The following is a 24,820-nucleotide window of genomic DNA, read 5'->3' as shown; positions in this document are numbered from 1 at the left end:
CATTACGCGACCGCAAGTGCCAAAACCAGATACGATACGCTTCCAGCACGGCAAGTGGGGCGAAGTGCACCAAGGCTGGCCCTATTCCGCCCCAATCGTGCAGTGCCGCCCAGTGGAGAAGGACGAAGACGGCAGCCACGTAGGTGCTGCGCTGTAGTGTCTTCCACCGTGGCCCACGCCAGCCGCGAAGCCACAAAACCAATGGACTGGCCAACATGGCGACGAGCAGGGCGCGCGCAGAAGTCTCTCCCGAGACATGCAGAAGATTTCCGTATGCCTCGACGGTGCCCTCCATGGTCCCCCATTGAAAGAGCATCGCAGCCGCCGGTACTGACAGCAGGGCCCAAAGCCAGAAAGGAGAAAGGCGATCCATCAGGCGTCTCGTGAGTTTCTGATTCCCGCTTGCAGAGCAAGCATCGCGCTCAATCTAGCGAAGGCGAGGTCAAGTGCGGTCAAGCATGTGTAAAGTTATGTAAAAACGGCGATAGCGGACGAAGACCGAACTCCGGAAAGTCGCGCAGCCCTAAGCGAAGCCTCGTCTTCGAACTCAAGGGGCATCAAAAGCTATAGGAGACACCGATCATCGCGCCGATAGAAATATCCTCGGACACGATCGGACTGTCCTGCACCTCGTCCGGCAGGAATTCGGCACGAATGCTGGAAACGATCCGCATGCGGTCATTCAGAGGGTACACCGCTCCGAGCGAAAGATGGGGAACGATCACGTCACCGGGGTCATATGCCGCGCGGCCAGAAATCGCTTCCGATCCGCGAACGCCATAGAGATATGTAGACAAATCAGCGCTTTGCCAGGTGGCCCCGGCCTCCACACTAAACGCTGCCCGGCCGACGGGAACCGCGTGGCGAAGTGCAATTTCCACTTCGCTGCCCCCGTGTTCATCAGTCACCTCAGTGACAGCTCGTGCAAGCAGGGTAGTTTGCTGTGTGAACGCGTAGCGGGCCTGCAAGCCGCCATCGACAGTTATGTCCCGATCAATGCCCCGAAGCTCGGACGCGTCGGTGTCGACGAGAGCAAACAGTCTTGGAGAAAGTGCGGCGCCGATTTCGAAATCGTTCGCGCCAAACAGTTTCACGGTCAAACCGTCAGGTAATCCGATCGAGAAAGCATCGCTGTCGTAGCGAAGCAATGGCAGGGCTGATATGTCATCGCTTTCACCGACATAGATGTTGTTTCCTCCGGCTACTGCAAGGCCGATAGAAAAGCCGTCCGGGCGCTCTTGAGCACTTGCTGGAACCAAGCCGATACCCAGAAAGAAGAGGGCCGCGGTCAAAGCGTAATTGGGGTGCCTCATAATATTGATATCTACCATTTCGCCCATGACCTTTCCTATCTCTCCTAGGATTCACCGATGGCATGGTGATACCTGATTTGAAGTTAAGCGCGGTCAAGGCGCTGTAAAGTTGAGTAAAAATTACACCGCATGCGTGCCTGATGTGGGGCGAGAAAAGCACCTGGGGTGGCTCTTTTTGCATTCGAGGTGGGAAAGGGATAGAGCAGAAAAGTCTTCATTGTCGGTCAACCGAGAAGACAAAAACCCTCTCGAGACCTGCGCGACACAAGCTGTGTCGCTAGGCGTTTGGCTTCGTCCTATATTGGCAGGCCAGAACCTTCACGATAGCCAACCACGCCGTTCAATATCTCGCGCAAGAGCTGCACCGATGTGGACTGAGCTGACCGAACCGGGTACGGTGTCTGTCGCTCGAAAACAGGAAATACCCGCCTGAGAAAGTTCTTGGAGGTCCGTCGCATTGGCGATGCAATGCGTGGCCAATGCATCGACCTTCGCAGCGCCTGCCTCATGCAATAGTTGCGCGGCAGCCTTCAAGGTTCCACCACTCGATACAAGATCATCCACGAGCACCACCGGGCGTCCCGATACTCGCTCAATACCCTCGATGGCCAGTTTCAGGTGCCGGTCTCCTAGCCGTTGCTTTCGGCCAATAAGGAATTCCAACCCGTGGGGTTGCGCGATCGCCTCCACCCATTGCTGGGATTCCTCATCCGGTCCGACGAGGAGCAAATCCCTGTCGTCGCCCAGTGCAGTTGAAAGCACCGGCGCCGCTGAAATGGAAGCAGTTTCGATGGATGGCATGAGCACCGACAGCGAACGGGTTCGGTGCAAGTGTGGATCGACAGTGATGAGGGCATCGCAATGTTGTGCCAGCAAGCCGGTGACGACTTTCTGACTGATGGCTTCGCCCCGTCGGAACGCGATATCCTGCCGCATATAGGCCAGATAAGGAATGACGAACACAAGTCTGGAAACGCCTTGGCCCCGTAACGCCGATGCGGCCAATAGCACTTCGATGATTTTCTCATTCGGGTGGTCAAGTGAACGGTACAGGATTGCGGTGATGGGCGCAGCAGGGACTCGAACAAGGCTTTCTCCATCAGGGAAAGAGCGCAACTCGACGTCGTGGTAGGGGACCCCGAGTTCCTGAGCGAGACGAGCTGCCTGCACCGTACATTCAGGAAAACCGAATACAGCGCAACTCATGATGAAATCTCATATGCCGGATGTTCCTCGGCAAGTTTCCTGGCGAAGGCCAGTCCGGCCTCTGAGTTGGCGTAAATACGGTAGAGTACATCGCCAGCGCGGAGTTGCGCGCCCACCTTGCGAAGCAGATCAATGCCTGCCCCTTCATCAATGGGAGCCCCTGCCAGTCGCGCGATCCGAGCGATACGTTGGCAATCAATCTGGACAACCGACCCGGACTTCGAGGAGGTCACCTCAAACTGGTGAATGCCGAGCCGCGGCGGCTCTTCTCGGCGGCCCTGCGCTTTGATCAGCCGCTCCATTGCCGCCAATGCGGCGCCGGAGGAAAGCAGTTCGGCGGCTTTGGCAAATCCTTTTCCCCCTTCAAGGGACGGGTCGAACTCGAGCATGCGCCCTGCAAGCATGACAGCTCGATCCCGCAAATCCGCCGGTGCGTCATCATCATTGCGCAGCACCGCCATGGCGTCTCGGGCTTCCAGAACAGGCCCCACTCCGCGCCCTACGGGTTGCGAGCCGTCCGTCAGCATCACGTCGATCTCCAATCCTAGGTGGCGAGCGACATATTCGAAGAGTTTGCGCAATCGTATGGCATCTCTTTGGGAGCGCACTTTTGCTGTCGGGCCGACCGGAATATCGACCAACAGATGAGTAGAACCAGCCGCAACCTTTTTCGATAGAATCGATGCGACCATCTGCTCGAACGTGTCGAGCCGCAGCGGTCGCTCCACGGAAATCAGTACATCGTCAGCCGGAGAAAGATTCACTCGTCCGCCCCATGCAAGGAAGGCGTTTTCCTGGGCAACGATCTCTTTCATCTGCTCTTGCGTAAGGTCGACGTTGGCAAGCACACCCATCGTATCCGCTGTGCCGGCAGGCGATGTAATGGCGCGCGACGAGGTCTTGGGACAGATCAAGCCGTGTGCTGCCATGATCGGAACGACGATCATGGACGTGCGATTGCCCGGAATGCCACCAATGCAGTGCTTGTCCACGACCAAAGGTGTCTTCCAGTCCAAACGATTTCCAACATTGATCATCGCGCGCGTCATCGAGAGCGTTTCCTGTGTGCTCATGAAGCCAGCACAGGCCACCAGGAAGGCCGCAATCTCCATTGGAGAGTAGATGTAGCTCGCCAAGTCACGCACAATTGCTGCGATCTCGCTTTCGTCTAACGTCTCGCCTTCGATCTTGCGTTTGATGAATTCGAGGCTTGCAGGAGGGGGAGCCTGTTCAATCGAAACCTCGCTGCCCTCATCGCAGCCAAGGCGACGAAAAGATTGCTCACCAAGTCCTATTTCATCGGGCCCGACGATTGTCTCGTCGTCCACCAGCGCCAAGGTGGCAAGAATTTCGGCGTCATCGGTCCAGACACGGAGTTTGCGCAGCGCGCGGTACTGCTCGGTCGAGTAGCCATTGCCGTGCCGAAAAAGCAGAGCGGTATTTTCGGGATGGGTGTCGATTGGTATGCGGCGCACCTTCAGCAATTCTACGTCCCTTTGTCTTCCGTCTTTTCAAACCGACATCACGTCGGTGTTGCGCCTGAACGGTCAGATACACGATCATCCGGACACCATAATGGCTACTTTCAAAGCCAGATTGACCAGCAAAGTCATGTTATCTTTGTTAAGGTTAAACGCCGTCAAGCATGTGTAAAGTTAGGTAAAAAGCTTCTGCTCTAGGCGTCGACAGGGTAGAAACCAGACAGTATTGAAGGACCCGGCCAATGATGAAAGTCCTCCTTGTAGATGACGACATGGAACTGACAGCCCTTCTTCAGGAATATCTCTCTGAAGAAGGTTACGACGTGAGCACAGCGGTGGATGGGCGTAGCGCTGTAAACGCTGCGATGAACAACGCGGCAGATTTGATCGTCCTTGATGTCATGATGCCGCGTATGAACGGTATTGAGGTCTTGCGCAGGATCCGGGAGTGTAGCCAGGTTCCCATCCTCATGCTGACTGCGCGGGGCGATGACGTGGATAGGATCACCGGCCTGAATCTTGGCGCTGACGATTACGTGCCGAAACCCTGTTCCCCTGGTGAATTGGCTGCGCGCGTGCGTGCAATTCTGCGACGAACCAGCCAGTCGAGCCAGGCCGAAGCCAAAGCACCGATCATCGCAGGGCGACTGGTGCTGCATCCCACCAACCGGAGTGCGGAATGGGACGGGCACGCCCTTGACCTAACGGGTACAGAATTCAGCCTTCTCGAAGTTCTTGCACGCCATGCCGGTGAGCTTGTCTCCAAACAGGAGATTTCGAAGCGTGCCTTTGGGCAACCTTTGGCGCCGTTCGACAGGCGTATCGACGTTCACATCAGCAGCGTCCGTCAGAAACTTGGTCGTCGAAACGACGGGCAATCTCAAATCTTGTCGGTGCGTGGCCAAGGTTACCAGTTGCTGGTGGATTGATATGCGCAAGCTCTTTCGGAAATTCATGATCATAATTTCGATCACCGTCGTTGGGTCGGTGGTTGCAATGGCTCTGATCCTGAATGCCTTTGGAGCTTCGCCGGTCATACCTGAACTAGAGGCCCAGAAGCGTGAAATCATCCTCGATCTCACACAAACGATTTTGCAAGAGCAAGGCGAGGATGAAGCAAGACGCTTCGTGACGGCGAGCGAAGCGGCCCGCCCCCTCGGTCTGACAATTATGCCCACCGTAGACGACTCCGTCTGTGAACCCGCCAATCGATTGACTGCAAGGGCAGTACAGCAAGGCGGCACCTGCTACCAGATCTCCGTGTTGGAGGCCGAAGGGATCGTCCCGTCGCGCCTGGCACCAACGATGCTCGGCCTCGCCATCCTAGTTTCCAGTGTGGTGGCTGCGGCACTTCTGGTTCGTAGCTTGGTGAGTCCCGTCATCCTGCTGAAAGATGGTCTCAGCGCTTTGGCCCAAGGGCGGTTCGATATCCGGATTGGCGAAACGCTGGCTCCTCAGAAGGACGAGATTTCGGATCTGGGGCGTGATTTCGATCTCACCGCCCTGCGCCTTCAGCAGAATCACGAGGCTCAGCAACGATTATTCCATGACGTATCTCACGAACTACGATCGCCCTTGTCGCGCCTTCAGGCTGCGACAGGGATCCTGCGCAAGACACCCGCCCGCCTGGATGTGATGCTTGAGCGAATGGACCGCGAGGTTGAAAGGCTCGACAGGCTGGTCGGCGAGGTATTAACCCTTGCTCGGCTCACGGTGCGTTCAGACGATCCTTTACGAGTTCAGGATCTTGATGTCATTGAAATTCTGAATGAAATTCTTGCTGATGCCGCGTTTGAAGCACAGGCTCGCAGTGTAACCATAACACCGGATGTCGATGGAAGCTTCTTGGCGAGGGTTGATGGTGAACTGATCTACCGATCTCTGGAAAATGTGATCCGAAATGCCACCAAGTACACGGCAGAACGCTCGCATGTGTCAGTCGATTGCAAAGTACAAGGCAACCTGTTGGAGGTTCGCGTTACGGATCATGGGCCCGGAGTTGAACCAGGAGACGTAGATCGGATATTTGAGCCCTTCACCCGCAGCGGAGACGTTCTCCCCGTCGGGGGACACGGGCTTGGCCTCGCGATTGCGAGAAGTGCCATTACGAAGCATGGCGGCGAGGTGTACGCGGAACTGCCGACTGACGGCGGTCTTGTCATGGTTCTGAAAATCCCCGGCCAATGAGCATTTTTTGTGATCGAAGAGATCGCCGACACAGTCGGGCAACGAGTTACAGCCGGAGATGTGTTGTTCCGGCTCGATGCGAAGACCTATGAGGCGGCCTTTGCCGAAGCAGTACGAGACAGCGCCGAGACGACATTGATCACGGCACAGGCCAAGGCGAGTGTGAAACGCGCCGAAGCCGATCTCAAACAGGCGCAGCTCAATCTCAGCCGGGTGGACATCCACAGTCTGATTTCTGGCATTTCGGATGCGCCGGAGTTTTCGTCCGGCTCTCCGGTCATCGCCAATCACAGCGATGCGCTGACCACGGTCACTCGACTCGAGCAGATCTATGTCGACGTCTCCGAAAGCTCTGCGCGACTGATGCGCATTCGTGGGCCCCTCACAGGGGGGCTTGCTATTCTCGCATCTAAAACTTTGAGATTTTGTGCCCGGTCAACTGCCTCTTCGGAGAAAGAGACGGACATTGATACGGCAAAATCTTAAGACCTAAAGCGTTTCTGCTCAAACCCTGATTCAGGTTTAAGTAGAAACGCTTTATTTGGATTACATCTGCTCACTTCACACCACTAAGAGGGAAGCACGCGCCCGTCTTGGGGGAAGCCTCCAAGGTAGAGACAATTGGCCGCCGCAGCCATCGTCGCTCTGTCCAGAACCGTCTCGATCTTTTTCGACATTTTCCAAGTTGCAATGAAATGCGCGATGAATGTGTCGCCAGCGCCTGTGGTGTCAACGGCTTGGATTGGCTTGCCGGCAATGCTCCATGTGTTTGTGCCGTCAGAGGCCATCGCCCCCTCAGCGCCGCGCGTCACGACAACAAGCCCATGCCCGAGCGCCAAAAGGCGCTCCATCTCGGCCTGAGCCGCGGGCAAATCCTCACCCACAGAGCCAAATGCGAGATCTACAGCACTTGTCAAAGGGTTCACGGCACAATCGACAGACACAGTGACGCCGCGTCCTTTCAGCTTCTCACACAGAAGTTCGCTTTCATTCAAAAGCCCGAAATGCACATGATCCGCCGCACGCAATGTCTTGATCGCGTCCGGTCCGGGAAAATAGGCCGCACTTGCGCCAAACTCTTCGAAGAGAAACTGCCGATCCCCCTCTGCGTTATGCGCGATGTTGGTATAGGCGGTCATTTCCGGACGAATGTCGAGACCATCCACATTCACCGCATTCAACACAAGCTCTTGCCGGGTCCATCGCCCATCCTCGTCATCGCCCACAGCCCCGAAATAAGCGGCGTCATGACCCGCTTTGGCGAAATGAACGGCGACATTGAGGGCATTGCCGCCGACGCGGGCAATCTTTTGGGTGAGAAAACGGTCGATGCAATTGTCACCAACGGCCGCAAGACGAAGTCCTGTCACGAAACTCTCCATAAAGGGGCGTGGGCCCGCAATCGAGCCCACGCTTTAGATCAATAGGCGACGCGTTTGTAGTAACGACGGGTCACCAGCGGGTGGTCCCGCAGCGCTTCGAGATGGGCGCTCAGACGCTCCAGAAGCGTTGCCATCATCGCCGGAGAAAGCAAGGCGCGCATCTCGTCGGACAGATCGCGGGGGGCAAAATCACGAATGTCGAGGACCGTGAAGCGATCGGTGTATTGCGGTGCAAAATTTGCCACACGTTCGGCCAATGCATCATAAGCATCTTCGCCACGGAACAGGATCAGGCTCACACCTTTTTCGATCAGTTCAAGCGGACCGTGGAAGAAGTCGGACGCATGCACCGGACGGGTGCGGATCCATTGCATTTCCTCAAGGATACAGGTCGCGTAATAGAGCGTTTCCGGCCACATGTTTCCGGCGCCGGTGAACATATGGTAATCTGCGCCAGCGATGATTTTGGCGTAGTCTTCGGCTTTCGGCTCAAAGGCCTGCTTGGCCTTCAACAGCGCTTCGGGCACGGTTTGCAATTCTGCGATCAGGTCATCGTAATTGTCGATCTCACCGCGCGCTTTCATCACCGACAGGGCGACCAGAAGCGACTGGATGTAGAAGGACTCGGACGAGGTATCGTCTTCGGCGAAATTGACCAAAGCGGGATTGCCGCCAAGGCCGAGCGGCGTTTCCGCATGACCGATCAGAGTGATCAGCGTGCAACCGATTTCCTTGAGCTTGTCCATCATCGCGACGCTTTCTTTGGTCGTGCCAGACAGAGACGGCATGATCACGATGGATTTCTCGGTCAGGTTTGCGGATCCGCTGAGCACAAGCTCGGCCGGATAATCCTTGTAGACCGGAAAACCGGACCGGCGATGGAGAAGTTGAACTGCAGGCTCCATCAGATAAGCGACACCGCCGGTGCCGAGGAAATAGAGGTTGCTTGCGCCATTCGCGATGGCGGCAGAGATCACCTCGTCAATCCGAGGGGCCAGAGAGACTGCCCCGCCTTGGATTTTCAAAAAGCGCGCTTCGTCAAAGTTGAACATGGACTTTCCTTTGCATGTGGCCCGATTTGGGCAAAGTTCATCTGTCCGGCGCCCCGTATGGGGCGACGGCTTGCCCGTTTCAGGGCGTTAGAGCGGGGCGACGTCAGCCTAGATAGGTGGCAATACGCTCCGAAAGCTGTTGCGCACTGTGGCGCAGGTGAGAGGAACGGGTTTCAAGGGCGGCGCGATCCTCTTCGAGACGACCTGTCATCTCCGAAATCATCGCGCGGGTGGAAACGGGGGCGGGACCGCCGGTGACAACGCGGTTTGCGACCGCAGAGGTCGGGTCTGTCCAGCTGCGCAGGGTCTCTTCTGAGATGTCGAATGTACGGCCGATCTCGGCCTCTGCGGCGGCATTCAGCGTGGTGACGTCCAGACCCGAAGCATCCTCCCCCCGAGCGATCACCATCTGGACCGCGCGGCCAACGACGTGATGGGCGTCGCGGAAGGAAACGCCATGCACGCGCACCAGACCGTCCGCGACATCGGTTGCGGTCGAGAAGTTGGCCGAACAGCGCGCCAAAAGCATCTCCGCATTCGGTTCTGCGGTCTCGAAGATCAGGCGCAACAGCGGCAAGGCCTCCGCGAACCGTGCAAAAACTGGCCAGGCGTCGGTCAACCCTTCACGGACGCTGTCGAGCCCGATGGAATAGTTCGACCCTTTGACCGCCGAGAGCGACCCGCTCAGCGCGCCAATACTGCGGCCCGCTTCGGCGCGGAAGAATTCCAAAGGCAGCATGTTCTTTTTTTGCGGCATGATCGAGGAGGTGCCTGCCACACTGTCGGGAAAGCGCAAGGTGCTGAATTCCCATGTCGTGAAGGTGTAGAGATCCTGCGCCACACGCGACAGCAACACCTGACAACTGGTGACGGCCCAGAGAAGCTCGGTGACATAATCGCGCGAGGCAACGGCATCGAGACCCGGTGTCGCAATCGCGGCAAACCCCAGAAGCTCCGCCGCCATGCCTCGATCAATTGGAAAGGACGTGCCGGCAAAGGCCGCTGAACCAAGCGCACAGGCATCGGCGCGCGAGTAGACAGCGGCGATTCGATCATATTCCCGCTCCATCCCTCGCGCCACATTGGCGAGGTAATAGCCGAAGGTGATCGGTTGGGCGGGCTGCAAATGGGTGTAGCCGGGCATCACGGTCTCGGCATGGCGTTCTGCCGCTGCAAGACAGGCCTGACGCGCGACGTTCACCTGCTCCAAAAGATGCAGACACCAGTCCCGCGCCGCCATCCGGTCCAGCGTCGAGCCGATGTCGTTGCGGCTGCGCCCGATATGAAGCCAGCCAGCGGCAGATTTGCCAATGATCTGCCCCAAACGGTTCTCGAAAGCAAAATAGCTGTCTTCGAATTGCGGGTCGAGGTCAATTGCTTCCGGCCCTTCGGCCCGCACTTGCGCAATGCCTTTGAGGATCGCCTCTGCGATCTCTTTCGCGATCAGGCCCTGTGTCGCGAGCATGAGCGCGTGGGCTTCGTTGAGCGCGCACATCCGCTCAAGCGCCACGGCGTCAAACCCACGCATCGGAGGGGCATAAATGGTCTGAGCGACTTCCGGTGCGGTCGCTTCGGCCAGACGGGAACTTACGGAGTTTTGCATTCTTGCTTGCCTTGAATTGATGTTGTTTCAGTCAGCCGCCTCTGGAGCGCCTTAAGACCTCCGGGGGTCATGGCGTTGCGCAGCATTGGAAGGAGGTCCGCTGCAATATCGGTGTTGGTGAGGACGCCATATCGCGCTGCCATGTATCGCGAGAGGCAATCGCACCATTTGTCCGAGAGATCGCCCGCCGTCACCGGAAGGCTCAGACTGCCCGGCGCGGCCTCTGTGGTCATGCTATGTGTCTCGTGATCTCCCGCGAACACCGTCACATGCGCCCCGGTCGCAATGCCGCTGGGCCCAAAGGGCAGATCATGCGCCTCGGCAATGTCGATCCGGCTTATCATGTCACGGACACGCGGATCGGCTGGGGCGCCATCTTGGAACGCCTTTGCCTCGAAAGCGGCCAGCCCGACACGCCCGGTCACGGCCGCGGTGGCCAGACAATAGGCCAGAGAAAACCGGCCTTCATCGCCACTTCGCGGCAGGGAGCTTTGCAAAATCGCGAGGGCGCACGGGTCGAGCGCACAAGTGATCCGTTGCGGCAGATCGTGCTCCGACACCCCGGCGCAGAGCGTCAGCGTGGCGTAGATCGCCGCATGGGTCGCGGTGCAGCTTGGGTAGAGCTTGGTGACAAAGCCCTCTGGCGGAAACTCAGAGACATCCGCGTCTGCGGTCACGGCGCCTTGGGAGAACAGCGCGGTGGCAAGGCCATCGAACGCCTTTGAACTGCCCGGCCATCCAGCTTGTGCCAACTCAGCGCAGCGCACGCCGGAGGCCGCAGATTGGCCGACCTGAAGCGGCTTGCCCATGCCACCAAATGCACCACGTCCACCCGATGCGAGCGAGGCGGCCAGACGGATCGCAGAAAGGCTTTGTGCCTGATCCAGCCCCATATACCGTGCTGCAGCAAGGGTTGCCCCAAACACACCTAAAACGGAGGTCGGATGCCACCCGGCGGTATGAAGCGCTGGGTTCCACGCGGCCCCCAAAAGCAGCATCGCTTTGCAGCCCGTCACATAAGCGTCGATCAACAGGGCCTCATCGGCAGTATGTCCGAACCGATTGACGACCGCCAAAGTCGCAGCCAGGCTTGGCGCGGAAAGATGCGCCATCGCCAATTCCGTTTCGTCATCGTCATAGTCCAGAAGATGCGCAGAAAACCCGAAATAAAGCGCGGCATCCGAGGTGGACAGCCAGTGATCCGTGCCCAGTACAAAACTCAGGCCGGGCGCAGGCTCACGCGCGGTCGCAAGCGTACTCATCAGCTGATCCGAGCGAGGATCGGCGGCCCCCGCAAGCGCCACGGCGAGCGTGTCGCAGATCGCATCCGTGGCCGCCCGGCGCTCACTCTCCCCGACCGGGAGCCCGACGAGATGTGACAGGCGTATCTCGAGCGAACCTCCGGCCAGTGAGGCCCCGGGGAGGGGAACCCCGGAACGAGGGGATATGGTGGGCGACAGAGTCATGCGCTGGTCTGCATCGACGCTTCGATGTCCTGGATTTTCTTGTCAATCTTTTGAGCGCCCGCGCCACGATAGGGACGCTGATAATAGGCCTCCACACGGGCACCGACGAGTGAGATCAGGCTGCACAGGACGAAATAAACCACCAGGATCGAACCATAGACCAGATAGGCCGGGCTGCCGCCGCGCATGATCGTTGTTTGTTCAATCAGGATTTGACCGGCGCGGAGCAATTCCTGCGCGCCCACAATTGCGCCCAGAGACGTGGCCTGAACGACAGCGGTCAAAAGGCTGACATAGGGCGGAATGATCACGGGCATGGCCTGCGGTAGAACGATCAGGAACAGGGTCTTGATCGGGCCGAAATTGAACGCGGCGGCCGTTTCGCGCTGGCCGGAGCCGACCGACTGAAGACCCGCGCGCAGGATGTGTGCCCCATTGGCCCCGCCCCAGATCGATATGGCGATACAGGCCGACCAAAACGGGCCAAACCCGAGACCGATCAGCGGCAAGATGAAATAAACCATCAGCACGTTGACCATGAGCGGAATGTCCCGCAGCACCTCGCACAGCGTGTAGCCCGCCGTTTTGATCACACGGATTTTCGACTGCAACATGGTTGCGAGAAGGATGGCGATCCCGGTGGCACCCAGAGCCACAGTGAGGGACATCAGGAGGGTATTGATGAAACCTGAGAACAGGAAGAGGCGATATTCATAAAGGAGCGACATGGTTACCTTCCCACATACGGCCGGTCGAGGCGGCGTTCGAGACGGTGCCCAAGCGCCGAAACGACGAGCACAACAGCGAGATAGATGACGCAAATCGCCAGAAACATCTCGATGGAACGGAATTCGTAAGCGATGCGATCGACGGCCACGAAGGTCAACTCGACAAGCCCGATGGCTTGCAGATAGGCTGAGTTCTTTATCGTGCTCACGACCGTGTTGAGCGTTGAGGGCAAGGCAGAGCGTGCCGCAATCGGGAAGACCACGAATAGCCCATGGTGCCAGGCGCGCAGCCCCAAAGAGGCAGAGGCATTGCGAATATCCTTACTGACAGAGGTCAGTCCGGCGCGGAAACTTTCGATGTGAAAGGCGCTTGCCCAGATCGAAAGCGCGACAACGCCCGACCAGAAAATCGACAGTTTCAAGCCGAGGCTCGGCAGACCGTAGAAGACGAAAAAAACCTGAACCAGATACGGCGTTCCGCGGATGAATTCGACATAGGCGGCGATGAGATAATTCAAAGCCTTGACCGATGACACACGCAATGCGCAGCCGACAGCCCCCGCGAGCAGAGAAAAAATAATGGCGAGAAAGCTGACGAGCAGCGTCATGCCCAGACCGTTGATCAGGTCCGGCACCGCTTCCCATATATAGGCCCAGTCTATCATGATGGCAGAGATCCGTTTCGATTCATGGCTTGAGGAGATATTTGGGGGCCACGATGCCGGCCCCCAAAGTAGATTCAGGATCACATATGCGGCGGTTCTTCGAGGAAGCCGCGCTTCATCACTTCGACAACGGCCGGTTCTTCGACGAATTCGGGGATGACCTCTTCATAGAACCCTTCTTCACGAAGTTGGTCGAGCGCTGCGTTCACGAAGGCCATCAGTTCAGGCTCATTCTTACGCAGGCCGATGCCGTTCTGACCAAGATCAAGCCCCTCTTCGACCACACGCAGGTCGTCATAGTTCGAGTCGAGCGTGTAAACGAGGCCACCATCGCCGACAAAACCGTCCGCGCGTCCTTGCAGCAGAGCCTGAACACCATCTGCCGTGGTGTTGAGTTGCATCATCTTGATGCCCGGAATGTTTTCTTCGAGCCACTTGATCTGGGAGCCGCCTTTGACGATCAAGAGCGTCTTATTCTCGAGATCGGCCAGTTTTTCCACCGGGCTGTCTCCTTGAACGAGCACGTTGGACGTGCCCCAGAAATAGATGTTCGAGAAGTCGATGACCTCTTCGCGGGCCGGGAAACGACCGAGAGTTGCGAGGATGAGATCAAGTTTTCCGGAGTTCAGTGAGGGGATACGCGCCTCGCTGGTGACACATGACAGCTCAGCGCCATCTTCGGAACCAAAGGCGTATTCGCCGATTTTCTTGGCCATTTCGACTTCGATCCCCATGGGCGTGCCATCGACACCGGACGCGCCGAAGGGCGGGCTGTCGCATTTCACGCCGATGCGAATGACGCCTTGCTCTTGTATGGTCTCGGGAAGTGGCGGAAAGTCTTGCGCTGCGACCGGGGCTGCAAGGGTGCTGGTTGCCATCAGAAGGGCAGCAACAGAAGAAAATTTGGATGTCATGGGGTTTCCCTGTGGTTGGTTTTGGTTTGTGGTGAAGGGCGTTTTGCCCTTTGGCCTGAACCTTCTTGCGGGTTCAGTGAAGGATTTGGCTGAGAAAACGCTGCGTGCGCTCCTCGCGCGGGTTGTCGAAAAATTCATTCGGCGGCGCACTTTCGATCACGGAGCCCTGATCCATGAAAATCACGCGATCCGCGACCTGGCGCGCGAAGCCCATCTCATGGGTGACGCAGATCATCGTCATGCCCTCGCCCGCCAATTCTGCCATCGTGTCGAGAACTTCGCGCACCAGTTCAGGATCGAGCGCAGACGTCGGCTCGTCGAACAGCATGATCTCCGGCGACATGCACAGAGAGCGTGCGATTGCCACCCGCTGTTGTTGCCCGCCGGAAAGCTGGCTTGGATATTTATGTGCCTGATCGGGAATGCGAACGCGTTCGAGGTAATGCATGGCAAGCTCATTGGCCTCGGTGCGGGATTTGCCCCGCACCCAACGCTGCGCGAGGGTGCAATTGTCGAGGATGGTCAGGTGAGGATAGAGGTTGAAGTTCTGGAACACCATCCCGACCCGGCGGCGCACCTTGTCGATGTTGGCCTTGTGGTTATTCACCTCGATGCCATCCACCACGATTGAGCCCGATTGATACTCTTCGAGGTGATTGATGCAGCGGATCATCGTGGATTTTCCCGAGCCAGAGGGGCCGCATACGACCACTTTTTCACCACTTGCCACGTCCAGATCAATATCGCGCAAAACGTGCATTGATCCGAACCACTTATTGACCTTTCGGAATTGAATCCCGCCCTGATCTCCCGAAGCTTCAGACATCCCTGACCTTTCGTTTTTTGTGAGGATCGTGATTTACCTCAACTTGTTTGACAACACATCATCATAACGTCTTGTTTCCTGTCAATGCTGGATTTGAATTTTCTTCAAAAACCAAAAATTCCTTATTTATCTTAGGTTTTAATTGAAGGTGTCGCCGAAAGAGGGCTTAATGTTGTCAAACAAATTAGGAATCGCAGCTCATGTCCGACCCCCTATCCACGCGCCTGTCTGCCATGAATATCCATTATTTTCGCCACAGTCTGCCTCACTTTCTCGATGATGCGGCCGCACTTGGATTTTCCAGAATCGAACTTTGGGCCGGCATGCCGCACCTCTGCCTGGAGGATGCGACCAGCGACGACATCAAGCGCACAAAGCAACTCTTATTGGAGCGCGAACTGGAGCTCATCTGCCTGACGCCAGAACAATGCTTGTACCCGATAAATCTTGCCTCCGAACATCCCGGCACCGCACGCAGAAGCCACGCGTATTTCTTGCGCGCGCTTGAGGTTGCAGAGGCTTTGGAGTGCTCCCAGATGCTCATCACCGCCGGATGGGGTTATGCAAAGCAGCCAGCCGCCGAAGCTTGGAAACGCGCCCGCGATCAACTGGGCAAGCTTGCGCAAGAGGCCCAAAAGAAAGGTGTGACATTGCTGCTTGAGCCATTGTCAAAAACGGAATCCAACCTGATCGTTTCGAGCGCAGATTTGCTCCGCATGATGGAGGAGATCGGCTCAGATCAGATCGCGGCAATCCTGGACCTGAATGCGATGGCCGCAGCCGGAGAAACGCCTGACACATATCTCACATGCTTTGGCGACAGTTTGCGCCATGTCCATGTTTGCGACGGGACGCCCGAAGGTCATATGGCATGGGGCGACGGAACACTCCCCCTTGCGGACTATATACATAGCCTTGAAAAATCAGGATATACTGGAACCTACAGCTTTGAATTCGTAAGTTCAGACTACTGGCTTGATCCCCGCACGCCCCTTGCGCACTCCCGTTCTGAACTTCTGCAAAGTGTATAGAAAGAGCCACTTATGACTGACCTTCCGCATATCGGCCTTGTGATCTCCGGCGGCACGCTCACCGCCCTCGCCGAGGACCCTTTTGAAATCTGTGACTATGGACAGGCGGGCAGCTATACCGCTCCTCAGGTGATGCGTTGCTTCGGTCATCTCGACCAACGCTTTCGCGTCACCGAAGTGCCCTTCGATCCGGTCCCAAGTTTCGACATGGGATTCGCGAAATGGCGTGACATTTATACATCTTGCCGCGAGACGCTTGCTCAGCATCCCGACATTCAAGGGTTTGTGCTGACGCATGGCACGGGTGCTTTGGTGGAAACTGCGTTTTTCCTTTCGCTCGTCTGGGACCTCGGGGTGCCACTTGTCGTCACAGGCGCCCAACGACCGGCCTCCGCCCAAGGCAGCGACGGGCCAATGAACCTGTTCCACGCGCTCAAGGCCGCCGCGGACCCGCGCATTTCGGGCTCCGGAGTTGTTGTTGCGATCAATGCCACGCTGCATGATCCGCGCGATGTCTCAAAATTCGACAATGCCGCGCTTGACAGTTTTCGCTCGCCTTGGCGCGGCCCTCTTGGGCGGTTCACGGGGAATACGTTGGACCTCTTCCGCCCTGTTGTTCCACATCTGAGGCCTGCACCACTTGCAGCGTGGCATAAGTTGTCTGACCTTCCACGCGTCGATATTTTGTTTTGTCATAGCGGTGGGGACACGGTCGCATTGGAAGCGTTTTTCGCCGCCGGGACCAAAGGCATTGTCATGGCCGGTTTCGCGCCTGGATATGCGACAAGCGTACAGGCGCAGGCCCTTGAACGCTGGTCAAAGACAAAGGGCGGCATTGTGATCGCCGCTTCCCATGCCTCTGGCCGTGTCCCGGAAAACAGTCGAAATCAAAGCCACGGCTTTATTTCCGCTGCATGCCTATCGCCGTCAAAAGCGAGAATTCTCTTGCAATTGTGCGTGTCACGACAAAAAACTCCCGTAGAAGTTGCAGAGTTGTTTGACAAGGTAAGTGCTAGATGACCGACCGTGTGGAAAAACTGAAACCAAGCGGGATCGAATGGCTTCGAACCAGCATTTTAGAGATGATCCAAGAAGACGCCCTGTCTCTCGGCGACAAGCTACCCTCTGAAAAGGTGATGAGCGAACGATTTCACGTTTCCCGCCCGACCCTGCGCGAAGCCCTTAAACTTCTCGAACGCGACTCCGTAATCGAAGCCCAGCAAGGCAAAGGCCGCTTCGTATCAGCAGGCGCGATGCTGACGATTGCGCGGCCGATTACAAAGTTTGAAAGCGTTTCCGAGATGGTGCGCAGTCACGGATACAGTGCAAAAACCAGCATCCTTGGCTTTTCAACAGTCTCCGCGAGCGAAGAGGTCGCAACCGCGCTTGATTTGGCCCCGGAAGCTCCGGTTCTTCGGGTCGAACGGTTGCGCCACGCCAATGACGAACCTCTGGTCTATTCAGTCGACTGTATTCCCACTCATTTGTTTAAAAACGGCGAACAGCGCGAAGCCAATTGGGCCGGATCCATCGTGACGCTGATGGCAGAGATTGATCGCCGCCCTGTTGCCTCCACAGCAAGCATCACCGCAACGATGCTCCCGGACATGCCAACAAAATTGCATGGCCTACAAAATTTTGGTCCCGCTCTTTTGATCGAGGAAACCTGTTTTGCCGAGGATGGAACCCGTGTCATTTTTGCCAAGGATTATCATCGCGGTTCTGCGTTCTCGTTTAGTTTCGTGCGCAAATCATGAGATGTGCGCTTCGTGAGCCACGCCTTGAGGCCCATGCCTTTTTACAATTAGCGCCAGAATGTGAATTCCCGCCCCTCTCCGGCCAAACGTGATGCTGTGTCGGGCTTGTGCGGGCAGGGAGACAACTCGTGGATCAGGTTCATCAGAGGCCGTGACTTGCGGTCGTTGTTGCGCAACAAGACGTTGCTAGGGGCAGATCCCGGACCACTCCGGGATTAAAGGCTGGCAAGCTTGTGCAGCAAGTCCAACAGCTTTGCGTAATTCTCGAAGCCGAAGTCACGAGCGATCTGATTGTGGATTAAAGTGGCTTCGGCGACCAGCGGCTCCAATTCTGCTCGACCCTTGGCGGTCAGTTGGACATAGTTCGCACGGCCATCGACATCATGGGCGCTCCGGCTGATCAATCCGCGGTCTTCTAGCGACCTAATAATTCGGGAGATGCTGACCTTATGAATACAAGATTTTTCCGCAATATCAGCCGAAGTAAGCATTTGACGTTTGTGTCTGGCATCCTCGTCAAAAAGTATCCTCAGGACACGCCACTGTTGCTCCGATAAATTTGCTCGTCGCAGCATCTGCCTGAACCTTGACACAACGGCTTCGCGACCGCGTGTGCACGCAACGGCGAGAGATCTGTCAACATATTTCAGATCGCCGAGAACACTTGTAAAAGGCGTCTCGCCTTCGGTGTAAGGTTGTGTCATTTACTAACCTCTTGCAAACAATGTTTAAATCTCACAGCGAGTGGCAAGCCATCTGGGAAACTTGATTCGCTGTATTGACATACTTTATGTGCCTATCGAAAGGCATTGCCAACTTGCCATCGGTTGCGGTGGAGTTTTGACGGCCGTCATGAAGCTACCAGCTTAGATGCCCCGCTTGAAAGATTGCCGGGTCCTTTCGCGCAGTCGTCGCTTACGCTGCGTGGATCTGCCGCCGGTTCGTGCACAGCGCGGCGGATGTAGAGTCTCTGCTCGCCGAGCGAGACGTATTCGTCAGCCGGGAAACCGTTCGCAAATGAGTGAGCCGGTTTGGACGGTTGGCACATTGCATCAAGCCAACCGTCCACTGCAGCAGAGAGGCGGCGCCTTGATGAAGGTGTCGTGCCAATCAACGGTGCGAAGATGTGGTTGTGGCGGTCTCGCGGGGCTCTCGATGCGCCGGCAGGGTCTCTTAATCACCGAGGGGAACATCCTGCGCCTCGGGTCGGAACATCCGATCACGCTGCTCCTGTTCAGGATCGCCGAGCTGGTACCGCTTTGGCTGGCGGCAAGTGCGCTGACGGCGAAGCTGCGGCGACCCTGAGCCGCCGCGCTCTTGGATCAGCCGGATATCAGCTTGCCCGGGTTCATTAGCCCGTCCGGGTCGATCATGCGCTTGATGCCCTGTTGAAGGGCGTATTCCACGTCCGACTTCTGGCCACGCATCCGGTCGACAAAGACGGACCCGACCCCGTGTTCGGCCACGACCGAGCCCCCGAAGGACCAGACCAGTTCGTCGATGGCGCGCAGGGTCTCTTGCCTCATCTCCTCGAAGCCGGGCGTGGCGGGATCGGCGAAGGCGCTGTAGTGCACGTTACCGTCCCCGAGGTGGCTGACCGCATAGGGGGTAGCGCCGGGACAGGTTTCAGCGACCAGCGCGTCGGCGCGGGTGATGAATTCGGCGATCTGGCTGACCGGCACCGAGACATCCCATTTGAGCATCGTCATGCCCGGAAAATACTGGTGCGGCATCATCTGTTCGCGGATTTCCCACAGGTTGCGTTCCTGAGCGACAGACTGGGCCAGCACGCCGTCCGAGAAGATGTCCGCCTCGAGCCCGGCCTCGAAGAGGTCGAGAAGTGCCGGCTCGACCTCGGCCATGTCAGAAAGGCGAATCAGGACGCTCCAGGGCGGCACCGCGTCGAAGGGGCGTCGCAGGTCGGGATAGCGTTCGAGCGCCATCTTTACGCCCAGTCCCGGCAGTAGCTCGAGCGCGCTCAGCTGCCGGCCGGCCTTGCTCCGGGCTAGCGTCAACAGGTCGGGCAGGCGGCTCAGGTCGGGTAGAGCGACCATCATCGAACGGTTGACGCTCGGCGCGGAGTGCAAGCGGAAGACAATCCGCGTTACAATGCCGAGCGAGCCTTCCGACCCGATAAACAGCTGCTTTAGGTCGTAGCCGGAGTTGTCCTTCGACAAAGCCCGCAGCCCGTCCCATACGCGACCGTCAGGCAAGACGACCTCAAGACCAAGCACCTGTTCGCGAGTCGTGCCGTACCGCAACACATTCAGCCCGCCGCCATTGGTTCCGACCGCGCCGCCGACCGTCGCGCTGCCCCGCGCGCCCCAGTCCGGCGCGAACAGCAGGTCGTGGTCGAGAGCGGCCTCCTGTAGTGTTTGGATCAGGCAACCCGCCTGTACCGTCACTGTCGCCGCCTGCGAATCGAGAGACTCGATCCGGCTCATCCGCCCGAGCGACAGCACCACTGCAGCTCGGCTGCCGGTCGGAACCGCCATGCGACAGACGTTGGTGTTGCCGCCCTGGGGCACGACGGGAATCGCCCGCTCGTGACACATTCTCAGCAGGCGCGAGACCTCTTCGGTTGTGGTCGGGCGCGCCACGAGAAGGCAGGGCGCCTCGGCCTCGCCGTATATATCCGAGATGTAGGACCCGGCCTCGGCTGGTGACAGGATCACGCCCTGGGGGAATGCGGCCAGGAAGCTCTGCAGGATTTCAGACATATGGACGGGGCTCCTCTTAATCCTCCAGGCTCCCGCGTGCCGGGTGTCTGGAGCTGGTTGGTGAATGCTTTGCTGGAAATACACTTTAGCATTTGACGCATGAGTGCAATATAGTTAACGTGTTTATCAAATGCGTGGGAGGACGCAGGGAGGATCAGACGGGCAGAGCCCGCATTGGCATCGCATGCCCGACCAGATCTTAGGACTGGTCAGGGTGCCGTCGCGGGTGATTTCGACTGACCATTTCAAGTGCGCCCAACCGTACCTGCAAGCTACGGGAGAGTTGAGCCAATGGGTAAAGTCAGCAACACCATACGGATTATAGTGATCGCATGCGCCCCGGTTCTCGGGGTCATTTGGGCTTTGAACCTGCCCCAGATGTTCGGGGTCCCTGTCGTGACCCAACAGGTCGTGGCCGTTCTTCTTGGTTTCGGCGTCGCCGCCGGCCTGCTTTCGCATCCATATTCGAAGAAATATATCGCATTCGATCTGGTGCTCGCATTGATGGGCTTGGCTGCGTGGGTCTGGTATGCCTACAACTTCAAGGAGTGGATGGTCACGATGGCCTTCCGGACCCCGGACATGTGGATACCCGGCATGATCGGGCTTATTCTTCTGGCCGAGGCGCTACGCAAGTCCATGGGTCTGGTGATCGCCGGGCTGGTGTGGATTGTGACCGCCTACGGGCTTTACGGCGACGTCATTCCGGGAATGTTGCAAGCCTCGGTGTTCTCGCCGACGCGAACGATCATGTATCTCTATGCCGACAGCAATGGCGTACCGGGTTTGGTGCTGACAGTGATCGTCACGCTGGTGCTCCCGTTCATGGTTTTCGGAAAGATGCTCGAGATCGCGAACGGCATGACCTTCTTTAATAACCTCGCACTCGGCGCGGTCGGGCATCGACGGGGCGGGCCCGCCAAGGTGGCGATCGTTGCCTCGGGATTCTTCGGGTCAATGTCCGGCTCGACTGTGGCGAACATCATGTCGACCGGCGTCTTCACCATTCCGATGATGATTCGCACCGGGCTGACCCGCGTGCAGGCCGCCGCGATTGAGGCCGTCGCCTCGAACGGCGGACAGATCGCACCGCCGATCATGGGGGCCACGGCCTTCATCATGGCTGAGGTGTTGCAGGTCCCCTATTCCGACATCGTCAAAGCCGCCGCAATCCCCGCCTTCCTGTACTTCCTGGTGCTCTTCTTCAAGGTCGATGCGCTGGCGATCAAGAACGGCCTCAAGGGTATCGACAAGTCCGAGATCCCGCCGCTGCGCGAGACCATCCGTGACGGGTGGGAGATCCTGATCTCGGTCGCGGCGCTGCTTTACCTGTTGTTCATGACCGGCTACAATCCGGGCCTTTCGGCGCTGATGGTGTCGGGCCTGATCTTCGTAATCCACGCCATCAAGGTGCGCTTCCGGGTCGACCTTAAGTCCCTGTGGAAGGCGCTGGTCGCGCTCGGCACCGAATTCTACCCGCTGTTGCTGATCGGTGGCGCCGCTGGCGTTATCATCGGCCTGATGAATTCAACCGGGTTCGCCTTCCAGCTGTCGCTGGCGCTGACCCATGTCGCAAGCCAGTACGGCCTGTTTGTCCTGCTGATCCTGACCGCTCTGGTCGCGATCGTGCTCGGCATGGGCATGCCTACGGCGGCGGTCTACATCGTGCTGGTCACGGTGGTCGCGCCGACCATGATCGAACTGGGCGTCCATGCCATCGCGGCACATATGTTCCTGCTCTACTTCGGGCTGATGAGCATGGTGACACCGCCGATCGCAATCGGAAGCATCGTCGCGGCAAGACTGGCACAGGCGGACATGTGGAAGACCGGCTTCTTGGGCATGCGGATCGGTATCGTCGCCTACATCCTGCCCTTCGTCTGGGTCTACAACCCGGCGATCCTGCTCGACGGGTCGACCCTCGCCATCGTCATCATGCTGGCCAATGCCGTCACCGGGGCCTTCGTACTGAAACTGTCGATGGTGAATTCGCCCTTTCCCGGCGTTCCAAGCGCGCTCTACGGTGCGGTCCTCACCGTGCTGGGGTTGGGGGTCATTGCTTCGACAGCTTTCTTCGGCCCCGAAGGGATTATGCCGATCTTGGCGAGCCTTGTGGCAGTCGGCGTGTCGCTGGTGGTTCTGCGCTTTAGCAAGGACCCTCTGATGCCTGCGCTGCAGGCTTGAAATCCGGGTCTGGCGGGGCCGAAAAGACGGTTTTTCCCTTGACCCAACTAGTAAACATGTTAACGTAATTGAAAGCGGTTTCGACCGCCACGTGTCAGAAGGAGCCTTGATATGCCACTGTCAGACAAAGCCGGTCATCTGGTCGACTACAAGAACGGGCAGATCAGCCGCGAGATCTTCGTCAGTGAAGACATCTACCGCAAAGAGCTGGAAACCCTGTTTACCCGCGCTTGGCTGTTCGTCGGCCATGAATCGCAAATTCCCAATCCGGGCGATTTCTTCACGTCACGTATGGGCGAGGAATCGGTGATCCTCGTCCGCGACAAGGCGAATGAAATCCACGTCTTCCTGAACAGCTGCCGCCATCGCGGCATGAAGGTCTGCCGTTACGAATCCGGCAACACCTCGCTGTTCACCTGCCCCTATCATTCTTGGACCTATACCACCGACGGGCGGATCCGCGGCATTCCGCTTTACAAGGCGCTTTATGAGGGCAACCTGGACCGGGATGACTGGTCTCTGATCGAGGTGGCGAAGCTTTACAATTACAAAGGGTCGATCTGGGCCACTTGGGATCCCGAAGCGCCGGACTTCCTGACCTATCTGGGCGATGCAAAGGTCCACCTCGACCAGGCGCTTGATTGCCGTGACGGCCGCCCCGGCGGGTCCGAGGTGATCGGCGTGCACAAGTGGGTCTTCCCGGCCAACTGGAAGTTCGCCGCCGAAAATTTCTTGGGCGACACCTACCATAATCCCAGCCACCGCTCGGTCGATATGATCGGCATCGGACCGTCGGCGCTAGAAGGCGTCAAGGGCCGTCGCGACAACGAACTTGAGCAGGCTCAGCACGTCTGGTGCAGCTTCCCGGCGGGGCACGGGGTGCACTCGGCCATCCAACCCGAGGGCTATGAGTTCACGGATGCCTTCAAGAACGACCCTGAGATTGCGGACTACTTCCGCCACTGTCACGAAGAGCGTAAGCGGCGTCTGGGTGAACAGGCCCGGTTCCTGCCCTTCGTCGGCACCATCTTTCCGAACACCTCGTATCATGGGCGGCAACCGCGAAGCCTCTGCGCATGGCATCCGCATTCGGCAAACGAGACCGAGGGCTGGCGCTTCTTCCTGGTGGATGCCGACGCTCCGACCAAGATCAAGGATTTCCTTCGGACCTACTATATGCGCTATTCCGGCCCGGCTGGGATGACCGAACAAGACGACATGGAGAACTGGCTCTATGCGACAAAGGCTTCGACCGGCACGATCGCGCGGCGGTACAATTTCAACTACACGCAGTCGATGACCGCATCGCAATTGAACCCCGTGGTCAATGGGATAGAAGTGCGCGGCGACGTGTCGCTTCAGGTGACCGAACACATGGCCGTGGGCTTCTACCGTCGTTGGGCTCAGCATCTCGACATGGAACCTTGGGACGTTTTGCTGGGTGCCGGCGACGAGCGGTTCCAGAAAGATCTGGCCGCAGAATGAGCGCGCCGTCTGACACACATCCCGGCACGATCATCGTGGCCGGGGCCACCTTCGGCATTGGAAATGACGTGGCGCTCTACCTCGCACGAGCAGGGTGGCGGGTGATTGGCTTCGGGCTGGAGACCCCCCCGGTGTCGAGTGTTGCCGAGGCGTCGGTCGCTGCTCTGGATGCCGAGGCCCGCGCGCAGGGACTCGACGTCCATTTCCTAGCCGGCGACGTCACTTCGGAAGAGGACGTGGCGCGGGTGATCGCTGTGGCGACGGAGGAAGGGCATCGCCTGCACGGCGTCGTGAACAACGCGGCAATCGGACCTCTGGGGACGGTGATCGACACCGATCCCGAGCTTTTCGAACGGATCTTGCGGGTCAATCTCATCGGGCCATACCTGATGTGCCGCGCGGCGATCCCGGTGATGGTTGCCTCAGGCGGGGGCCGGATCGTTAATGTCGGCTCCGGCGCCAGCTGGGGCAAGCCGAACATGGCGGCCTATTCGACCAGCAAGGGCGGGCTCAACGCGCTGACCACGGCGATGGCGCTGGATCATTTCGCCGACGGGATCGCAGTCAACATGGTTATTCCGGGCGGCGGCGGCATCATCTCGGGGATGAGCCTGGGTCGGGTCGCGGGCGATGCGGCTAAGCTTCAGTCCAAGGCGGTCGGAACGGTCGCCGGACGTTTCATGAATGGCCAGGATCTTGCCGGTGCCATTCGGTTCCTGATGTCGGACGAGGCCGCGGCCATTTCCGGCACGACGATAGATGTGGGCTGTTTCGCGCACCAAGGGTCTTCGATCCCGCTGCCGAAACGTGCCGAATAAAG

At 58.0% G+C, this 24,820-nt stretch carries 23 protein-coding genes and 1 pseudogene; 10 read left to right on the top strand and 14 right to left on the bottom strand.

Going from position 1 to position 24,820, the window contains the following annotated elements; all coding sequences use genetic code 11:
• Positions 1–557: 557 nt before the first annotated feature.
• The 3 genes from ACYBHZ_RS11515 to ACYBHZ_RS11505 all read right to left on the bottom strand — a co-directional run bounded on the left by ACYBHZ_RS11515 (position 558) and on the right by ACYBHZ_RS11505 (position 3,994).
• Complete coding sequence (locus tag ACYBHZ_RS11515; RefSeq protein WP_460274425.1) at positions 558–1,340, bottom strand: MipA/OmpV family protein; 783 nt, start codon at positions 1,338–1,340, stop codon at positions 558–560.
• A 291-nt stretch (positions 1,341–1,631) separates the two neighbouring features.
• Entirely contained in the window at positions 1,632–2,519 is an 888-nt protein-coding gene (gene prs, locus ACYBHZ_RS11510; RefSeq protein ID WP_460274424.1) for a ribose-phosphate diphosphokinase, read from the bottom strand.
• Positions 2,516–3,994 carry a thymidine phosphorylase family protein gene (locus ACYBHZ_RS11505; RefSeq protein ID WP_460274501.1) on the bottom strand — a complete coding sequence of 493 codons (1,479 nt, stop codon included), beginning with the start codon at positions 3,992–3,994 and terminating at the stop codon, positions 2,516–2,518. Before ACYBHZ_RS11505 ends, prs begins: the two co-directional genes overlap by 4 nt.
• A gap of 248 nt (positions 3,995–4,242) precedes the next feature.
• On the opposite strand from ACYBHZ_RS11505, the gene ACYBHZ_RS11500 reads away from it, so the two are divergent.
• From ACYBHZ_RS11500 to ACYBHZ_RS11490, 3 genes are read left to right on the top strand one after another with little or no spacing between them, the layout of a single operon-like run.
• Positions 4,243–4,929, top strand: coding sequence for a response regulator (locus ACYBHZ_RS11500; protein WP_460274423.1), 687 nt, complete (start codon positions 4,243–4,245; stop codon positions 4,927–4,929).
• Between the two features lies 1 nt (position 4,930).
• Positions 4,931–6,187 carry a HAMP domain-containing sensor histidine kinase gene (locus ACYBHZ_RS11495; protein ID WP_460274422.1) on the top strand — a complete coding sequence of 419 codons (1,257 nt, stop codon included), beginning with the start codon at positions 4,931–4,933 and terminating at the stop codon, positions 6,185–6,187.
• A 9-nt stretch (positions 6,188–6,196) separates the two neighbouring features.
• Positions 6,197–6,673: an efflux RND transporter periplasmic adaptor subunit gene (locus tag ACYBHZ_RS11490; protein ID WP_460274421.1), complete on the top strand. Its 477-nt coding sequence runs from the start codon at positions 6,197–6,199 to the stop codon at positions 6,671–6,673.
• A gap of 83 nt (positions 6,674–6,756) precedes the next feature.
• Here the strand turns inward: ACYBHZ_RS11490 and ACYBHZ_RS11485 are convergent, their stop codons facing one another.
• From ACYBHZ_RS11485 to ACYBHZ_RS11450, 8 genes are all read right to left on the bottom strand, one after another.
• On the bottom strand, positions 6,757–7,557 hold the full coding sequence (locus tag ACYBHZ_RS11485) for a PfkB family carbohydrate kinase (protein WP_460274419.1): 801 nt from the start codon (positions 7,555–7,557) through the stop codon (positions 6,757–6,759).
• 50 nt (positions 7,558–7,607) lie between these two features.
• Positions 7,608–8,621, bottom strand: coding sequence for an SIS domain-containing protein (locus tag ACYBHZ_RS11480; protein ID WP_460274418.1), 1,014 nt, complete (start codon positions 8,619–8,621; stop codon positions 7,608–7,610).
• Between the two features lie 103 nt (positions 8,622–8,724).
• Positions 8,725–10,224 carry an argininosuccinate lyase gene (argH, locus tag ACYBHZ_RS11475; protein WP_460274417.1) on the bottom strand — a complete coding sequence of 500 codons (1,500 nt, stop codon included), beginning with the start codon at positions 10,222–10,224 and terminating at the stop codon, positions 8,725–8,727.
• Entirely contained in the window at positions 10,209–11,690 is a 1,482-nt protein-coding gene (locus tag ACYBHZ_RS11470; RefSeq protein ID WP_460274416.1) for an MmgE/PrpD family protein, read from the bottom strand. Before ACYBHZ_RS11470 ends, argH begins: the two co-directional genes overlap by 16 nt.
• Positions 11,687–12,418: an amino acid ABC transporter permease gene (locus tag ACYBHZ_RS11465; RefSeq protein WP_460274415.1), complete on the bottom strand. Its 732-nt coding sequence runs from the start codon at positions 12,416–12,418 to the stop codon at positions 11,687–11,689. Before ACYBHZ_RS11465 ends, ACYBHZ_RS11470 begins: the two co-directional genes overlap by 4 nt.
• A gap of 2 nt (positions 12,419–12,420) precedes the next feature.
• Complete coding sequence (locus tag ACYBHZ_RS11460; protein WP_424988689.1) at positions 12,421–13,083, bottom strand: amino acid ABC transporter permease; 663 nt, start codon at positions 13,081–13,083, stop codon at positions 12,421–12,423.
• A gap of 80 nt (positions 13,084–13,163) precedes the next feature.
• Entirely contained in the window at positions 13,164–13,997 is an 834-nt protein-coding gene (locus tag ACYBHZ_RS11455) for a transporter substrate-binding domain-containing protein (protein WP_460274414.1), read from the bottom strand.
• A 73-nt stretch (positions 13,998–14,070) separates the two neighbouring features.
• Positions 14,071–14,823, bottom strand: a complete 753-nt coding sequence (locus ACYBHZ_RS11450) for an amino acid ABC transporter ATP-binding protein (RefSeq protein WP_460274413.1) — start codon at positions 14,821–14,823, stop codon at positions 14,071–14,073.
• Positions 14,824–15,023: 200 nt separating this feature from the next.
• On the opposite strand from ACYBHZ_RS11450, the gene ACYBHZ_RS11445 reads away from it, so the two are divergent.
• The 3 genes from ACYBHZ_RS11445 to ACYBHZ_RS11435 are packed head-to-tail and all read left to right on the top strand — an operon-like array spanning position 15,024 to position 17,611.
• Positions 15,024–15,854: a sugar phosphate isomerase/epimerase family protein gene (locus ACYBHZ_RS11445; RefSeq protein ID WP_460274412.1), complete on the top strand. Its 831-nt coding sequence runs from the start codon at positions 15,024–15,026 to the stop codon at positions 15,852–15,854.
• A gap of 39 nt (positions 15,855–15,893) precedes the next feature.
• On the top strand, positions 15,894–16,874 hold the full coding sequence (locus ACYBHZ_RS11440) for an asparaginase (protein WP_460274411.1): 981 nt from the start codon (positions 15,894–15,896) through the stop codon (positions 16,872–16,874).
• Positions 16,871–17,611 carry a GntR family transcriptional regulator gene (locus tag ACYBHZ_RS11435; protein ID WP_460274409.1) on the top strand — a complete coding sequence of 247 codons (741 nt, stop codon included), beginning with the start codon at positions 16,871–16,873 and terminating at the stop codon, positions 17,609–17,611. Before ACYBHZ_RS11440 ends, ACYBHZ_RS11435 begins: the two co-directional genes overlap by 4 nt.
• A 78-nt stretch (positions 17,612–17,689) precedes the next feature.
• Here the strand turns inward: ACYBHZ_RS11435 and ACYBHZ_RS11430 are convergent.
• Positions 17,690–17,793: pseudogene (locus ACYBHZ_RS11430) on the bottom strand (IS30 family transposase); the annotation flags it as partial.
• A 33-nt stretch (positions 17,794–17,826) separates the two neighbouring features.
• Positions 17,827–18,315: a MarR family transcriptional regulator gene (locus tag ACYBHZ_RS11425; RefSeq protein WP_460274408.1), complete on the bottom strand. Its 489-nt coding sequence runs from the start codon at positions 18,313–18,315 to the stop codon at positions 17,827–17,829.
• Positions 18,316–18,628: 313 nt separating this feature from the next.
• On the opposite strand from ACYBHZ_RS11425, the gene ACYBHZ_RS11420 reads away from it, so the two are divergent.
• The gene (locus tag ACYBHZ_RS11420) at positions 18,629–18,916 is read left to right on the top strand and encodes a hypothetical protein (protein ID WP_460274407.1); all 288 of its coding nucleotides are present in this window, start codon (positions 18,629–18,631) and stop codon (positions 18,914–18,916) included.
• 17 nt (positions 18,917–18,933) lie between these two features.
• On the opposite strand, the gene ACYBHZ_RS11415 is transcribed toward ACYBHZ_RS11420, so the two are convergent.
• Complete coding sequence (locus ACYBHZ_RS11415) at positions 18,934–20,331, bottom strand: FAD-binding oxidoreductase (protein WP_460274406.1); 1,398 nt, start codon at positions 20,329–20,331, stop codon at positions 18,934–18,936.
• Positions 20,332–20,622: 291 nt separating this feature from the next.
• On the opposite strand from ACYBHZ_RS11415, the gene ACYBHZ_RS11410 reads away from it, so the two are divergent.
• From ACYBHZ_RS11410 to ACYBHZ_RS11400, 3 genes are all read left to right on the top strand, one after another.
• Positions 20,623–22,515 (top strand): TRAP transporter permease, encoded by a 1,893-nt coding sequence (locus ACYBHZ_RS11410; RefSeq protein WP_460274405.1) that lies wholly within the window; start codon positions 20,623–20,625, stop codon positions 22,513–22,515.
• Between the two features lie 111 nt (positions 22,516–22,626).
• Positions 22,627–24,000 carry an aromatic ring-hydroxylating oxygenase subunit alpha gene (locus ACYBHZ_RS11405; RefSeq protein ID WP_460274404.1) on the top strand — a complete coding sequence of 458 codons (1,374 nt, stop codon included), beginning with the start codon at positions 22,627–22,629 and terminating at the stop codon, positions 23,998–24,000.
• A complete protein-coding gene (locus ACYBHZ_RS11400) occupies positions 23,997–24,818 on the top strand; it encodes an SDR family NAD(P)-dependent oxidoreductase (RefSeq protein ID WP_460274403.1) in 822 nt (273 codons plus the stop codon). The genes ACYBHZ_RS11405 and ACYBHZ_RS11400 overlap by 4 nt, the downstream gene beginning before the upstream one ends.
• The last annotated feature ends 2 nt before the right edge of the window (positions 24,819–24,820 follow it).

The organism is Celeribacter sp. ULVN23_4, from assembly GCF_054788345.1.
This window is presented reverse-complemented; position numbering and strand designations above follow the sequence as displayed.

Bases quoted from the DNA above. Each gene is read 5' to 3' on its own strand.
- ACYBHZ_RS11515 (WP_460274425.1), bottom strand. From the start codon at position 1,340: ATGGGCGAAATGGTAGATATCAATATTATGAGGCACCCCAATTACGCT.
- prs (WP_460274424.1), bottom strand. From the start codon at position 2,519: ATGAGTTGCGCTGTATTCGGTTTTCCTGAATGTACGGTGCAGGCAGCT.
- ACYBHZ_RS11500 (WP_460274423.1), top strand. From the start codon at position 4,243: ATGATGAAAGTCCTCCTTGTAGATGACGACATGGAACTGACAGCCCTT.
- ACYBHZ_RS11495 (WP_460274422.1), top strand. From the start codon at position 4,931: ATGCGCAAGCTCTTTCGGAAATTCATGATCATAATTTCGATCACCGTC.
- ACYBHZ_RS11480 (WP_460274418.1), bottom strand. From the start codon at position 8,621: ATGTTCAACTTTGACGAAGCGCGCTTTTTGAAAATCCAAGGCGGGGCA.
- argH (WP_460274417.1), bottom strand. From the start codon at position 10,224: ATGCAAAACTCCGTAAGTTCCCGTCTGGCCGAAGCGACCGCACCGGAA.
- ACYBHZ_RS11470 (WP_460274416.1), bottom strand. From the start codon at position 11,690: ATGACTCTGTCGCCCACCATATCCCCTCGTTCCGGGGTTCCCCTCCCC.
- ACYBHZ_RS11465 (WP_460274415.1), bottom strand. From the start codon at position 12,418: ATGTCGCTCCTTTATGAATATCGCCTCTTCCTGTTCTCAGGTTTCATC.
- ACYBHZ_RS11460 (WP_424988689.1), bottom strand. From the start codon at position 13,083: ATGATAGACTGGGCCTATATATGGGAAGCGGTGCCGGACCTGATCAAC.
- ACYBHZ_RS11455 (WP_460274414.1), bottom strand. From the start codon at position 13,997: ATGACATCCAAATTTTCTTCTGTTGCTGCCCTTCTGATGGCAACCAGC.
- ACYBHZ_RS11450 (WP_460274413.1), bottom strand. From the start codon at position 14,823: ATGTCTGAAGCTTCGGGAGATCAGGGCGGGATTCAATTCCGAAAGGTC.
- ACYBHZ_RS11445 (WP_460274412.1), top strand. From the start codon at position 15,024: ATGTCCGACCCCCTATCCACGCGCCTGTCTGCCATGAATATCCATTAT.
- ACYBHZ_RS11435 (WP_460274409.1), top strand. From the start codon at position 16,871: ATGACCGACCGTGTGGAAAAACTGAAACCAAGCGGGATCGAATGGCTT.
- ACYBHZ_RS11425 (WP_460274408.1), bottom strand. From the start codon at position 18,315: ATGACACAACCTTACACCGAAGGCGAGACGCCTTTTACAAGTGTTCTC.
- ACYBHZ_RS11420 (WP_460274407.1), top strand. From the start codon at position 18,629: ATGAGTGAGCCGGTTTGGACGGTTGGCACATTGCATCAAGCCAACCGT.
- ACYBHZ_RS11415 (WP_460274406.1), bottom strand. From the start codon at position 20,331: ATGTCTGAAATCCTGCAGAGCTTCCTGGCCGCATTCCCCCAGGGCGTG.
- ACYBHZ_RS11410 (WP_460274405.1), top strand. From the start codon at position 20,623: ATGGGTAAAGTCAGCAACACCATACGGATTATAGTGATCGCATGCGCC.
- ACYBHZ_RS11405 (WP_460274404.1), top strand. From the start codon at position 22,627: ATGCCACTGTCAGACAAAGCCGGTCATCTGGTCGACTACAAGAACGGG.
- ACYBHZ_RS11400 (WP_460274403.1), top strand. From the start codon at position 23,997: ATGAGCGCGCCGTCTGACACACATCCCGGCACGATCATCGTGGCCGGG.